The sequence below is a fragment of the Tritonibacter sp. AK171 genome, assembly GCF_030127025.1.
GTDB classification, from domain to species: domain Bacteria; phylum Pseudomonadota; class Alphaproteobacteria; order Rhodobacterales; family Rhodobacteraceae; genus Epibacterium; species Epibacterium mobile.
Genome location: NZ_CP126134.1, coordinates 2,960,279 through 2,973,477 on the forward strand (window position 1 = coordinate 2,960,279; position 13,199 = coordinate 2,973,477).

Consider the following 13,199-nt stretch of genomic DNA (forward strand, 5'->3'; position numbering starts at 1 on the left):
GAGGGACAGCGACTTCTGGCTGGAAACATCGGGTGTGAGATGACGGACGCGAAATCCATTCTGCAGGATATGAACGATCGCTCACGCGAGGTGTTTCGCATTCTGGTCGAAAACTATCTGGATACTGGCGGTCCGGTAGGCAGCCGCACGCTGACCCGATCCCTGAGCGAAAAGGTTAGCGCCGCGACCGTCCGGAATGTAATGCAAGATTTGGAATATTTAGGTTTGCTGGACAGCCCGCATGTCAGTGCGGGCCGTATTCCGACGCAGATGGGGCTGCGGTTATTCGTGGATGGCCTCTTGCAGATGGGCGATCCGAGTCGACAGGACCGCGAGATGATAGACCGCACGTTGGGGGATAACTCTAGCGATGTCGGTGGCATGCTGGACCGCGTGGGGGCTGCGCTTTCGGGGGTGACGCATGGGGCATCACTGGTGCTGACGCCCAAGCATGAGGCGGAACTGCGCCATATTGAATTTGTGTCTCTGGCGCAGGATCGTGCGTTGGTGGTTTTGGTGTTTTCGGACGGGCATGTGGAAAACCGGCTGTTCACGCCGCCGCCGGGGCAGACGCCAAGCTCGATGCGGGAGGCGGCCAATTTCCTCAATGCACTGATTGAGGGGCGCACATTGAGTGATGTGCGCAAGGATGTGCAGGTCGAGATCGAAAAACGCCGTCAGGAGATCGACACGCTTGCAAGCGACATGATCGAAAGCGGGCTTGCGGCCTGGGAAGATAAGAACGGCGATCAGGCACGTTTGATCGTGCGGGGACGGGCGAATCTCCTTTCAGAAGATGGTGCGCCGGACGAGTTGGAGAAGATCCGCAGCCTGTTTGACGATCTGGAACGTAAGCGTGACATCGCCGAATTCCTTGAACTGACCGAAGAAGGCGACGGTGTGCGCATTTTTATCGGCTCGGAGAACAAACTTTTCTCACTTTCGGGTTCCTCTTTGGTGGTGTCTCCATATATGAACGCTGATCGAAAGATCATCGGTGCGGTCGGGGTCATCGGCCCCACGCGCCTGAACTACGGACGGATTGTGCCGATCGTGGACTACACGGCACAACTGGTCGGGAAAATGGTATCCGACCGGAGCTAGAGGTGGATTATGGCAGAGCCCAAGAACGAAGACTTTTTGGACGATATCGAGGCAGCCGAAGCCGAGGAGCTGTCGGCTCAGACCGAGGAATTCGACGACGAAGCGCTGGAGCTGGACAGCCTGCGTGCGGAGCGTGATGAATACAAGGACCGCTTCATGCGCGCCTTGGCCGATGCGGAAAACGCGCGCAAGCGTGGCGACAAAGCGCGGCGTGAGGCGGAGCAGTATGGCGGCTCCAAACTGGCACGGGACATGCTGCCGGTTTACGACAACATGAAGCGTGCGGTCGAGGCTGCAACTGAAGAGCAAAAGACTGTCTCTGCTGCGTTGATCGAAGGGGTCGAATTGACCATGCGCGCGCTGCTGGACGTGTTCCAGAAGCACGGCATTCAGGTGGTGACACCTGAGGTCGGAGACCGGTTTGACCCGCAGGTGCATGAGGCCATGTTCGAGGCACCTGTGCCCGGCACAAAGGCCGGTGACATCATTCAGGTATCTGCGGAGGGCTTCATGCTGCATGACCGCCTGCTGCGGCCCGCACAGGTTGGTGTGTCGTCGACGCCCGCGTCCTAATAGAAATGGGCCCTGATGGGCCCATGCCTCCGGCGGAGGTAATTTGAATAAAATGAAAGGGCGGCCGTTTGGGACCGCCCTTTTTCTTAGCTCTTGCTGGCGTCCTTTAGCCGGTAGAGTGCTTCGAGTGCTTCACGCGGGGTGAGATCATCGGGGAAGATCTCTTCGAGGAGCTTTTCTGCCGGCGAGGGGCCTTTGGCGGGTTTGGGCTGCGGCGCTGGCGCGGCTGCAAACAGCGGCAGGTCGTCGATTTGTACCTTGCCCGCGCCGCCGCCTTCACGGCTGCTTTTCTCCAGCATATCAAGGACGCTGCGCGCGCGTTCCACGACGGAAGCGGGCAGGCCTGCGAGCTGAGCCACTTGCACACCGTAGGAACGATCTGCGGCGCCTTTTTTGACCTCATGCAGGAAGATCACTTCGCCTTCCCATTCCTTGACCGAGACCGTGGCATTGTCGACACCGGGCAGCTTGGCGGCGAGCTGGGTCAATTCGTGGTAATGAGTGGCAAAGAGCGCGCGGGAGCGGTTGACCTCATGCAGATGTTCAAGCGTCGCCCAGGCGATCGACAGGCCATCGTAAGTGGCCGTGCCACGCCCGATTTCATCAAGGATCACCAACGCGCGGTCATCGGCCTGATTGAGGATGGCGGCGGTTTCCACCATCTCCACCATGAAGGTTGAGCGTCCCCGGGCGAGGTCGTCGGAGGCCCCGACGCGGCTGAACAGCTGGCTGACCATGCCGATGTGCGCAGATTCAGCCGGAACATAGCTGCCCATCTGGGCCAGGACTGCGATCAGCGCATTCTGACGCAGGAAGGTTGATTTACCAGCCATGTTCGGCCCGGTGAGCAACCACACTGCGGCGCCATCGTCCGTGCTGAGGTCGCAGTCATTGGCAACAAAGGTCTCGCCGCCTTGTTGGCGCAGCGCCTGTTCCACAACCGGGTGGCGGCCACCGTCCACGTGAAACGCGCGCGAGGTGTCGACCCGTGGGCGGGTCCAGTTCTCACCACGGGCCAAATCGGCCAATGCGGTCACCAGATCAATCTCGGCAAAGCCACGCGCGGCCTGATTGAGGCGCGCAGCACAGTCGAGGATCGCACTACATAGCCTTTGATAGAGCCGCTTTTCGATCTCCAGGGCCAGGTTTCCAGCATTGAGGATCTTGGTTTCGATCTCGCTCAGCTCCACTGTCGTGAAGCGTACCTGATTTGCGGTGGTTTGACGGTGGATGTATGTTTCCGACATCGGTGCCGATTGCATTTTGGCGGCATGGGTCGCTGTGGTTTCGATGAAATAGCCAAGCACGTTGTTGTGCTTGATCTTCAGCGAGTTGATGCCTGTGTGTTCCGCGTATTTTTTCTGAAGACCTGCGATGACGGAACGACCCTCGTCGCGCAGGGTCCTAGCCTCGTCCAATTCGCTGTCATATCCTGCCGCGATAAAACCGCCATCACGGGCGAGCAAGGGGGGCTCTGCGATCAAGGCTGCATCCAGCAAGGACAGAAGCTCGTCAAAGCCGCCAAGGGCGTTTCTGGCTTCTGTCAGAAGAGGTGGTAGATCTTCGCCCTGAAGTTCGCGCTCGATCTCTTCGCCTTGGCTCAGCGCGTTGCGAATGGCGGCGAGGTCGCGGGGGCCGCCGCGGTCCAGCGCAAGCCGCGACAGGGCCCGGTCGATATCAGGTGTCTTGCGCAAAAGGTCCCGCAGCGCATCACTGCGCGTCGGGTCCTCAACGGCGGCATCGAGCGCAGCAAGACGCGAAGAGATCACATCGAGATTGCGCGAGGGGCTGGACAGCCGTTGTTCCAGTAGACGCGCGCCACCGGGGGTTACGGTACGATCCACAACCGCGAGGAGCGATCCGGCGCGCCCCCCAGAGAGTGAGCGGGTAAGTTCGAGATTGCGCCGCGTCGAGGCATCGATTTGAACGGTGCGATCCTCGGATTCCTGCAAGGGTGGCTGCAACAGGGGGAGTTTGCCCTTTTGCGTGATCTCCAGATAGTCCACCACAGCGCCCATCGCGGAGATTTCGGCGCGGCTGAAGGTGCCAAACCCATCGAGCGCGCCCACATTGAACAGGCGGCAGAGGCGTTTTTCGGCGGCAGTGCTGTCAAAACTAGCCTTTCCCAGCGGGGTCAGAGGGATCTTGTACTCATCCGCCAGCGGTAGCGTGGCGTCATAAACTGCGCCATCGGCGACAATCAGCTCTGACGGAGCAAGGCGCGCCAGCTCCGGGCTGAGCCGCACACGGGCGACTGGCATCACGTGGAACACACCGGTGGAAATATCGGCCCAGGCAAGCGCGGCCTGATCGCGCAGTTCCGAATAGGCCACGAGGAAATTGTGCCGACGGGCCTCCAGCAGGGAATCCTCGGTCAATGTACCGGGTGTGACCAGACGCACCACATCGCGTTTCACAACGGATTTCGAGCCGCGCTTTTTGGCTTCGGCGGGGCTTTCTAGCTGCTCGCCCACAGCAACACGAAAACCCTTGCGGATCAGGGTTAGGAGATAGCCCTCTGCCGCATGCACAGGCACGCCGCACATGGGGATATCCTCGCCTTCGTGTTTACCACGTTTGGTGAGGGCGATATCGAGCGCCTCGGCGGCATTCACCGCGTCTTCAAAGAACATCTCGTAGAAATCGCCCATGCGATAAAACAACAGCGCATCCGGATATTGCGCCTTAATCTCGAGATATTGCGCCATCATCGGCGTGACAGACATGCGAGCCCCCATTCGTCAGGTCGCATGACATTTACATGGCTCGAGTCGCGAGGAAAACCCGGCAATCCAATGGCCAAACCCCGCATCTGCGGAACTCGGCCAGAGGTGTTGTTTTTGGGGCGATCAGGAGTAGAGCGACCGCAAGGATCCCGGTGAGGCGTTGGCGATCGAGAGCGACAGCCCGCTAAGCTGTTCCTGAGCGCTGAGGGCCTCGTATCGAGCGGCGGCGTCTTCCATATCGGTGTCGGTCAGCTCGCTGATGCCCATTTTCACGGCATCGCTCAGCTTGTCGAGAAAGACATCCTGCTCTGCCATCTGCTGCGCGCCGGCGCCAAGGGCGGCGGCACTGTCGGTGGCATAGCGCAAGAAGCCCTCGATTTCGCCAAGGGCGGTTCGGGCCGAGGCTGCGTCGGTCACCGCGGTGCGGTTGTTGGTGTCAAAGCTGGTGCTGCCTTCGAAATCGACGCTGTCGACGGTGATGGTGGATTGCGTCGGCGCCGCGTCACCGGAGCGATCCTGAGACGCCGCGACCGTCAGACCTGTGCCGCCATTGCCATCGGCGTTCGTGGCCAAGAGATTGACCCCGTTGAAGCCAGAGGAAGAGATGATCGTATTGATCTGCTCTGTCTTCTGGGCGAGCTGTTCCTCGATCATGGAGTAGTCGCCGACACCAGAACTGGCCTGGACTGTCAGCTCCTTCATGTCGGTTAAAAGCGAGGTGATTTGTTCTGCCCCGGCGGAGGCAACGGAAACCGTGGCCTCGCCGACGTTCAAGCCACTGGAGGTGGCTTCGAACCCGGCCAGATCAGAGCCCATGATTTCGGAAATGGCCCAGATCGCCGGAGCGTCCTTGGCCTTGTCGACCTCTTTGCCGGTGGAGATGTCGTCCTGGACATCCTCCTTTTCCACCTGCTTGCCGGTGAGAACCCGTAGCGCAATCTCTGCGCCCGGGTTTGTGTTGATACTTGTCATTTGCGCACCCCTATATAACCCAATACCTGGTATGCATGCTTTGTTGGCCCATGCGGGCAAGGCCCGAACGGACGGGGGATGCCATTCTGACATATGCAGTCGACAGATGAGTCGCTGCGCCACTTGGGCAGCAAGTGCGGTTAAGAAACACCAAGGAACTGTAGCAAAGACGGGTCTGAATTGGGGCCAAACTTTGACAAACCCTTTCGATTTTAAGCCACGATTTGAAAGAAATGCAAAATAGTGAATTGTGAAAGCGGTGGATTGAGAGGCTGCGGCCGCTGGGATATGACAGTTTTCGACTAGGAGAGGACGAAGACCGACATGCCCAAAGCCAAGATCACCAATGAAGAGGCGCTGGCCTTTCACCTGGAACCCAGCCCCGGCAAATGGGAGGTCACCGCGACAGTCCCCATGACCACCCAGCGGGATCTGTCCTTGGCCTATAGCCCCGGCGTAGCGGTCCCCTGTGAGGCGATCGCCGAAAATCCCGAACTTGCCTATGATTATACCAACAAAGGCAACCTTGTTGCGGTGATCTCCAACGGGACGGCGGTTCTGGGGCTTGGTAATCTCGGCGCACTCGGCTCCAAACCGGTGATGGAAGGCAAATCGGTCCTCTTCAAACGCTTTGCGGATGTGAACTCCATCGACATTGAGCTCGACACAGAAAATCCAGACGAGTTTATCAACGCGGTGAAGCTGATGGGGCCGACCTTCGGGGGTATCAACCTCGAAGATATCAAGGCGCCGGAATGTTTCATCATTGAGCAGAAGCTCAAGGAAGAGATGGATATCCCGGTCTTCCACGATGACCAGCACGGCACCGCAGTGATTTGTGCCGCTGGCCTGATCAACGCGCTGCATCTGTCTGGCAAGAAAGTCGAAGATGTCCGGATCGTCCTTAATGGGGCAGGGGCTGCAGGCATCGCCTGTATTGAGCTTTTGAAATCCATGGGTGCGCGGCATGAAAACTGCATCGTCTGCGACACCAAGGGTGTGATCTACCAGGGCCGTACTGAGGGGATGAACCAGTGGAAATCGGCCCACGCGGTCAAGACCGAGTTGCGGTCCCTCGAAGACGCCATGAAAGGCGCGGATGTTTTCCTCGGCGTGTCTGTCAAAGGTGCTGTAACGCAAGAGATGGTGAAATCCATGGCCGATAATCCGGTCATCTTTGCCATGGCGAACCCCGATCCCGAGATCACCCCCGAAGAGGCGCATGAGGTCCGCGTGGATGCCATCGTTGCCACTGGGCGTTCGGACTATCCAAACCAGGTGAACAACGTGCTGGGCTTTCCCTACCTGTTCCGTGGGGCGCTCGACATTCATGCGCGCGCCATCAACGACGAGATGAAGATCGCCTGTGCCCACGCACTGGCGGGTCTGGCTCGCGAGGATGTGCCGGATGAGGTGGCGCTGGCCTACGGAAAATCGCTGTCCTTTGGTCGCGACTACATCATCCCGACGCCGTTTGACCCGCGCCTGATCCATCGCATCCCGCCTGCGGTTGCCAAGGCCGGCATGGATACCGGCGTGGCGCGCCGTCCGATCATCGATATGGACGCCTATGAACACGGCCTGCGGGGACGGATGGACCCGACGCAATCGATCCTGCGCGGCCTCAATGCGCGCGCCCGTGCGGCACAATCACGTATGATCTTTGCCGAGGGGGATGACCCGCGCGTGTTGCGTGCGGCTGTGACCTATCAGCGCTCCGGCTTTGGCAAGGCGCTGGTGGTTGGTCGTCAGGAGGATGTCAAAGCCAAGCTCGAAGAGGCCGGTCTGGGCGATGCGGTGCGCGAATTGGAGGTGGTCAACGCGGCCAATACGCACCACTTTGATGCCTATAAGGAGTTTCTCTATAACCGCCTGAACCGGAAGGGGTTTGATCGCAAGGATATCCACCGTCTGGTGGGGCGCGACCGGCATGTGTTCTCTGCGCTGATGCTGGCACATGGGCACGGCGACGGTCTGGTGACCGGGGCGACCCGGAAATCCGCGCATGTGCTGGAACGCATCAACCATGTGTTTGACGCGGATGCGGACCACGGTGTGGCCGGGGTGACGGCGCTTTTGCACAAGGGGCGCATCGTGTTGATCGGCGATACGCTGGTGCATGAATGGCCCAACGAGAACGACCTTGCCACCATTGCGGAACGTGCAGCGGGTGTGGCTCGCCACATGGGGCTTGATCCACGGGTGGCCTTTGTGAGCTTCTCGACGTTCGGTTATCCGGTGTCGGAGAGGGCGGAGAAAATGCACATCGCGCCAACCGTTCTGGATAAACGCGGCGTTGATTTCGAATATGAGGGCGAAATGACCGTGGATGTGGCGCTGAACGCTAAGGCGCAGGAACACTATCCGTTCCAGCGTCTGTCTGGCCCGGCCAATATTCTGGTGGTGCCCGCACGTCACTCGGCCTCGATCTCGGTCAAGCTGATGCAGGAAATGGGCGGCGCTACAGTCGTGGGGCCGATCCTGTCCGGCGTCGATAAGCCGATCCAAATCTGTTCCACCACATCGACCGCCAATGACGTGCTGAACATGGCCGTTCTGGCCGCCTGTAACATCGGCTGAACCATAAAGGGAGGCTGTTTATGGCTATCTGGAACCTCGGTTCGATCAATATCGATATGGTTTACGCCCTGCCGCATATGCCGCAGCCGGGTGAAACGCTTGCAGCCACGTCCTTTGAACAAGGGCTGGGTGGCAAAGGTGCGAATATGTCTGTTGCCGCCGCACGGGCGGGCGCCCATGCCTGCCATATCGGTGCGATCGGGCCGGAGGGAAAGTGGTGTGTGGAGAGGCTGACTGAATACGGTGTTGATACGCGCCACATAGCGCAAATCGACACCGCCACCGGCCACGCAATCATTGCGGTCGACCCTGCGGGGGAAAACCAGATCATCCTTTATCCCGGTGCAAACCGAGTTCTGAGTGAAGATCAGATTGGTCAGGCGCTGAGTGCAGCGAACGCAGGGGACATTCTGTTGATCCAGAATGAAACCAACATGCAGGCTGAGGCTGCGGAAATGGGTCGTAAGCTCGGCTTGCGTGTCGCGTATGCAGCGGCGCCCTTTGATGCGGATGCTGTGCAGGCGGTTTTGCCCTTTATGGACCTGCTGTTCCTGAATGAGGTTGAGGCCGCGCAACTGGAAGAGGCGACGGGTAAAGCGCCGCAGGATCTTGATGTACAGGATGTGATTGTCACATTGGGCGCAAAAGGCGCTCGGCATTTTGATGGCCGCTCCGGAGACGTGACGGATATTCCCGCGCTGAAGGTCACGCCCGTAGATACGACCGGGGCAGGGGACACATTCACCGGTTATGTGTTGGCGGCGTTGGACCGTGGTTTGCCGATGGCGCAGGCGATGGCACAGGCCTCACGCGCAGGTGCATTGATGGTCACGCGCCACGGTGCGGCAGATGTTATCCCAGATCTAAAAGAGGTTCAGAACGCCAAGTTTTGAAGTGCAGAAACCCGCGAACCATAAAAAGGGGCCCGCAGCGGCCCCTTTTTTCATATGTTTTGCAGTGTCTTTGCAGCGTCAGTGTGTCCCGGCGAAAGGCGCGTCTTTACCCCAGAGCTCTGCAACGCGGGCATCGCGACCACATGCGGTGCGATAACGCTTGTAGGCTTTGGACTGGCGCAGCGGGCCAAAACGGGTCAGCACCAGATTGTCGCCTTTATAGTAATCCTGATGGTAATCTTCCGCCTTATAAAAGGTGGTGGCGTCAAGGATTGGGGTGACGATGGCTCGACCCAGCGCAACCTGAGCCTCTGACTTAATTCGCTCTGCCAGAGCCTTTTCGCCTTTGTTAGAGACGAATACAGCACTTCGATAGGGTGCTCCGCGATCACAAAATTGTCCGCCTGCATCCGTGGGATCAATCGAGCGGATGAACAGTTTCAACAAGCTCTCGCGGCTCACGACCGAAGGATCAAAGAGGATTTTCACCGCCTCATAATGTCCGGTTCCACCGCCTCCAACTTGCTTGTAAGTCGGGTTGCGCGTGGTGCCGCCAATGTAGCCAGAGACTGCCTCGGTGACACCTTTGACGGACTCAAAATCGCTCTCCACGCACCAGAAACAACCTCCAGCAACGATGAGCGTTTCTTGCGTTTGAGCGCGTGCCTCAACCCCTCTGGTCAATGCGCCAATGATAATCAGCGCGGCCAGCGCGAAATGTTTGACTGTGTCCAGACGTCCCATGGCATCCTCCTATAGGGCCAGCACTTGCTAGCAAGGATCAGGATGCCCGAAGCTGAAAATCCAGCCAAGGTGGTGACATCATTTGTCACGCATCGGTGACGGCAGTTTACCGGCCAGAGCCCAAAAGGCCTGAGTGGTTCAGCCGATCAGTTTTCCCAGCTTCATTGCGACACCCATGTCGCCGGAAATCTTGATCTTGCCCATCATGACAGCTGTCATCGGGTTTAACTGACCGCGTAGGAGCTTTTTCAGGTTTTCCGTGCTGAGGCGCAATGTGCAGTCGGTGGGCTGCTCTTGAGTGGTTACAGAGCCATTGTCGAGAATGATCACACCGTCAGTGCCACAGTCGAACTTCAACGATCCATCAAAGTTCTTGCCATCCAGACCGTCGCGAATGTCTGTCGCAATCTGTTCCAGCATGAATGTCCCTCCCATGACGCCTATCCCACAGCCATAGGAGGTGCAGGCGTGGCGTGACAAGCGTGACCAAAGGGAAAGGGAGGCGGCGGCTGATCAGTCGGTCAGGTTTTGAGTCCAGTCCAGCGAATTGCCGGTATCGACCTCAAAAAAACCACCTGTTTTATAGCCGCGTGAGGTGCAATTTTCATCACCCCGAATGGTGTAGGGGTCATTGATGTAGCAAAAAGAGTAATCTCCGGTCCAATTGCCGGTCTTGCTCTCAGCACGGACGTAATAGTAGCGGTTCTTCAGATCACCGACGACTGCAATCGCACATTCGTCTGGCTGAAGCGTCCACCAGCCCTCGGACACCCAGTCCTCGCCATCTTTATAGCCAATGGACGCAAAGGCCTCATTGCTGGTCTCGTTGCAGATCTCAAAATCTGCAAGAGCCGCTGAGCCACAGAGCACCATCAGGGCGCTGATGATCAAAGGCCTCATGGTGCCCTCCAAAGCTGATTATTCTGCACGAAATCTAACGAATCTGACGCTGAGCGCGACAGGTCATTTACGCAGAAATTTCCCCATTTTGATTTGGGTCAGCTGATTTCGTCAACCGTCGGCGTGCAGGGCGCACCGTCAAAGAAGGTTTGAATGATTTCGGCGCATTGCTCCGGGGCGTTTGGAGCGGCTGCAAAGAGCGTCATGGAAGAGCGCAGTTTCTTGGCGTCGACCTTGCCCAGAATATCAATGGCGGGTGTGTCATTGTGCGAGAGCATCAGGTCGCACACCTCAATGAGACGCTGGCGCAGAACCGGATGGTCCAGATAGGCCCGCGCTTCATTGAGGTCCTCAAGCCCATAGAGCTGCGACATATGAGACTGCCCGAGGCTGGCCAGTTGGGGAAAGACGAACCACATCCAGTGGCTCGTCTTTTTCCCGGCTTTCAACTCGGCGACGACATCGCCCCAGACCGCGTCCTGAGCCTCGACAAACATGTCGAGCTCTTCTTCCAGATCCTCTTCGGGGAACTCTTCTTCGAAGTCGTCGTCGATGCTCATTATTTCACTCGACGATTGCGAGCGGCGAGCAGCTTGAGGCGCAGCGCGTTGAGCTGGATGAAGCCCTGTGCGTCTTTTTGGTCATATGCGCCTGCGTCCTCTTCAAAGGTCACATGCGCCTCGGAATAGAGCGAATGCTCGGACCAGCGACCAACGGTTTTGGCGGAGCCTTTGTAGAGTTTCAGACGGACGGTGCCAGTGACATGTTTCTGGCTCTCATCAATCAGCGCCTGCAACATTTCACGCTCCGGGGAATACCAGAAGCCGTTGTAGATCAGTTCCGCATAGCGCGGCATGATCGAGTCCTTCAGGTGGCCTGCACCACTATCGAGCGTGATCTGTTCGATACCGCGGTGCGCTTCCAGCAGGATGTCGCCGCCGGGGGTCTCGTAGATGCCGCGGGACTTCATGCCGACGAAACGGTTTTCCACAAAATCCAAGCGACCAATGCCGTGCTTGCGACCATATTCGTTGAGTTGAGTCAGGATCGTCGCCGGGCTCATGGCCTCACCGTTGATCGCAACCGCATCACCTTTTTCAAAGGTGATTTCAATGAACTCAGGCTCGTTCGGTGCATCCTCTGGGTTCACCGTGCGCTGGTAAACATAATCGGGCGCCATTTCCGCCGGATCTTCCAGAACCTTGCCCTCGGAAGAGGTGTGCAGCAGGTTTGCATCGACCGAGAAGGGCGCTTCGCCGCGCTTGTCCTTGGCGATCGGGATCTGGTTTGCCTCAGCGAATTCCAGCAGTTTGGTGCGCGAGGTCAGATCCCACTCACGCCACGGCGCGATCACTTTGATGTCGGGGTTCAGTGCATAAGCGGACAGCTCGAACCGCACCTGATCGTTGCCCTTGCCGGTCGCACCGTGGGACACCGCATCGGCACCGGTGGCTTCTGCGATCTCAACAAGACGCTTGGAAATCAGCGGACGCGCAATCGAGGTGCCCAGCAAATAGAGGCCCTCATAGACCGCATTGGCGCGGAACATCGGGAAGACGAAATCGCGGACGAACTCTTCGCGGATGTCCTCGATAAAGATGTTTTCCGGCTTGATGCCCAGAAGCTCCGCTTTTTTGCGCGCAGGCTCCAATTCCTCGCCCTGGCCGAGATCGGCGGTAAAGGTGACAACCTCGCAGCCGTATTCGGTCTGCAACCATTTCAGGATGATCGAAGTATCAAGGCCACCGGAGTAGGCCAGCACAACTTTCTTGGGCGCGGACATGGGTTTTCCTCTTGATCAGAACGTCAAGCGCCGTAGCGCCTTTTGCATCGGGTTGCAAGGTTTACGGGGTTTCCTACACCTGAACTGATGATAAGATATCGAGCAAATTTCCAGACCTAGAGGATATTTAAGTGACTGGTTGGAAGATATTTTCTCATTCCCTGAGCATGGTTTTGCGAAATTTGGGTTGGGCCTTGCAGATTGCATTGGTCCCGGTATTGATCGCGATGGTTTGTATCGCCGCCTTGCTATGGGGGCAATTCGGCGAGCTGTTGGATAACCAAGGAAGACTGGATTATGTACCCAGTGGTGGTTTGGTGACGTCGATCCTGCTTTCGGTCGTGATCTTCATTGCGGCGGAGCTTTGGGTGTTCGTCAGTTGGCACCGCTTTGTTTTGCTTGAAGAATACCCGACAGGCTGGATTCCGAAATTTCACGGGGACCGCATTCTTGCATATTTTGGCACCAGCTTGTTGCTCGGTCTGGTCATCATATTGGCTTGGATTGTGATTGGGGGCGTATTTACTGCCGTGGGTGCGATGCTCAGTTCGACAGTTTTCAGCATCATCGTGCTCTTCATCGCCATGATCGCGATTGGCATCCTCTTCTTCCGCCTGCTCCCCACACTTCCCGCTGCGGCGATTGGAGAAAAACTCAGCTTCAGCGAGTCGATGGAGGCCACCAAAGGGACAGCAGGTACCGCTGTTGTGTTGTTTCTCGTGCTGATGCTGGTCCAAATACTACTGCAGCTCATAACCAACGTCTCGATCTACGTGTTCGCGCCCTTGGGCCTTGTGTTTGCGGTTGTGTCTGCGCTCATCATGACCTTGGTAAATGTGTCTATCCTGACGACGATTTATGGGCATTACGTGCAGGGGCGACCGATCTGATCGGAGCCCAATCGACTGAGTGATCTGCCGCGCC

The 13,199-nt window shown here is 57.8% G+C and carries 12 protein-coding genes; 5 read left to right on the plus strand and 7 right to left on the minus strand.

Features of this window, described 5'->3' with window-relative positions; translation table 11 throughout:
* The first annotated feature begins 39 nt into the window (after window positions 1–39).
* Together hrcA and QNI81_RS13945 are read left to right on the plus strand one after the other, a co-directional pair.
* Entirely contained in the window at window positions 40–1,104 is a 1,065-nt protein-coding gene (gene hrcA / locus QNI81_RS13940) for a heat-inducible transcriptional repressor HrcA (protein WP_283966895.1), read from the plus strand.
* Window positions 1,105–1,113: 9 nt separating this feature from the next.
* Complete coding sequence (locus QNI81_RS13945; RefSeq protein ID WP_283966896.1) at window positions 1,114–1,677, plus strand: nucleotide exchange factor GrpE; 564 nt, start codon at window positions 1,114–1,116, stop codon at window positions 1,675–1,677.
* Window positions 1,678–1,763: 86 nt separating this feature from the next.
* On the opposite strand, the gene mutS is transcribed toward QNI81_RS13945, so the two are convergent.
* Together mutS and QNI81_RS13955 are read right to left on the minus strand one after the other, a co-directional pair.
* Window positions 1,764–4,403 carry a DNA mismatch repair protein MutS gene (gene mutS, locus QNI81_RS13950; RefSeq protein WP_283966897.1) on the minus strand — a complete coding sequence of 880 codons (2,640 nt, stop codon included), beginning with the start codon at window positions 4,401–4,403 and terminating at the stop codon, window positions 1,764–1,766.
* Between the two features lie 123 nt (window positions 4,404–4,526).
* Window positions 4,527–5,375, minus strand: coding sequence for a flagellin (locus QNI81_RS13955; protein WP_283966898.1), 849 nt, complete (start codon window positions 5,373–5,375; stop codon window positions 4,527–4,529).
* Between the two features lie 324 nt (window positions 5,376–5,699).
* Between QNI81_RS13955 and QNI81_RS13960 the strand changes: the two genes are divergently transcribed.
* A complete protein-coding gene (locus QNI81_RS13960; RefSeq protein WP_283966899.1) occupies window positions 5,700–7,955 on the plus strand; it encodes an NADP-dependent malic enzyme in 2,256 nt (751 codons plus the stop codon).
* Between the two features lie 20 nt (window positions 7,956–7,975).
* Window positions 7,976–8,848 carry a ribokinase gene (locus QNI81_RS13965; protein WP_283966900.1) on the plus strand — a complete coding sequence of 291 codons (873 nt, stop codon included), beginning with the start codon at window positions 7,976–7,978 and terminating at the stop codon, window positions 8,846–8,848.
* Between the two features lie 78 nt (window positions 8,849–8,926).
* Here the strand turns inward: QNI81_RS13965 and msrA are convergent, their stop codons facing one another.
* The 5 genes from msrA to QNI81_RS13990 form a co-directional block, all read right to left on the minus strand.
* Window positions 8,927–9,592 (minus strand): peptide-methionine (S)-S-oxide reductase MsrA, encoded by a 666-nt coding sequence (msrA, locus tag QNI81_RS13970; protein WP_283966901.1) that lies wholly within the window; start codon window positions 9,590–9,592, stop codon window positions 8,927–8,929.
* A gap of 138 nt (window positions 9,593–9,730) precedes the next feature.
* Window positions 9,731–10,012 carry an SCP2 sterol-binding domain-containing protein gene (locus tag QNI81_RS13975; protein ID WP_005618741.1) on the minus strand — a complete coding sequence of 94 codons (282 nt, stop codon included), beginning with the start codon at window positions 10,010–10,012 and terminating at the stop codon, window positions 9,731–9,733.
* A gap of 93 nt (window positions 10,013–10,105) precedes the next feature.
* Window positions 10,106–10,492, minus strand: a complete 387-nt coding sequence (locus QNI81_RS13980; RefSeq protein ID WP_126135982.1) for a DUF1036 domain-containing protein — start codon at window positions 10,490–10,492, stop codon at window positions 10,106–10,108.
* A gap of 98 nt (window positions 10,493–10,590) precedes the next feature.
* Complete coding sequence (locus tag QNI81_RS13985; RefSeq protein WP_283966902.1) at window positions 10,591–11,052, minus strand: DUF1810 domain-containing protein; 462 nt, start codon at window positions 11,050–11,052, stop codon at window positions 10,591–10,593.
* The gene (locus QNI81_RS13990) at window positions 11,052–12,275 is read right to left on the minus strand and encodes an argininosuccinate synthase (RefSeq protein ID WP_005618752.1); all 1,224 of its coding nucleotides are present in this window, start codon (window positions 12,273–12,275) and stop codon (window positions 11,052–11,054) included. Before QNI81_RS13990 ends, QNI81_RS13985 begins: the two co-directional genes overlap by 1 nt.
* Window positions 12,276–12,406: 131 nt before the next feature.
* Here QNI81_RS13990 and QNI81_RS13995 point away from each other — a divergent pair, with 131 nt between their 5' ends.
* Window positions 12,407–13,165 carry a hypothetical protein gene (locus tag QNI81_RS13995; protein ID WP_283966903.1) on the plus strand — a complete coding sequence of 253 codons (759 nt, stop codon included), beginning with the start codon at window positions 12,407–12,409 and terminating at the stop codon, window positions 13,163–13,165.
* Window positions 13,166–13,199 lie beyond the last annotated feature (34 nt).

Bases quoted from the DNA above. Each gene is read 5' to 3' on its own strand.
- QNI81_RS13980 (WP_126135982.1), bottom strand. From the start codon at position 10,492: ATGAGGCCTTTGATCATCAGCGCCCTGATGGTGCTCTGTGGCTCAGCG.
- mutS (WP_283966897.1), bottom strand. From the start codon at position 4,403: ATGTCTGTCACGCCGATGATGGCGCAATATCTCGAGATTAAGGCGCAA.
- QNI81_RS13945 (WP_283966896.1), top strand. From the start codon at position 1,114: ATGGCAGAGCCCAAGAACGAAGACTTTTTGGACGATATCGAGGCAGCC.
- hrcA (WP_283966895.1), top strand. From the start codon at position 40: ATGACGGACGCGAAATCCATTCTGCAGGATATGAACGATCGCTCACGC.
- QNI81_RS13960 (WP_283966899.1), top strand. From the start codon at position 5,700: ATGCCCAAAGCCAAGATCACCAATGAAGAGGCGCTGGCCTTTCACCTG.
- QNI81_RS13975 (WP_005618741.1), bottom strand. From the start codon at position 10,012: ATGCTGGAACAGATTGCGACAGACATTCGCGACGGTCTGGATGGCAAG.
- QNI81_RS13955 (WP_283966898.1), bottom strand. From the start codon at position 5,375: ATGACAAGTATCAACACAAACCCGGGCGCAGAGATTGCGCTACGGGTT.
- msrA (WP_283966901.1), bottom strand. From the start codon at position 9,592: ATGGGACGTCTGGACACAGTCAAACATTTCGCGCTGGCCGCGCTGATT.
- QNI81_RS13990 (WP_005618752.1), bottom strand. From the start codon at position 12,275: ATGTCCGCGCCCAAGAAAGTTGTGCTGGCCTACTCCGGTGGCCTTGAT.
- QNI81_RS13985 (WP_283966902.1), bottom strand. From the start codon at position 11,052: ATGAGCATCGACGACGACTTCGAAGAAGAGTTCCCCGAAGAGGATCTG.
- QNI81_RS13965 (WP_283966900.1), top strand. From the start codon at position 7,976: ATGGCTATCTGGAACCTCGGTTCGATCAATATCGATATGGTTTACGCC.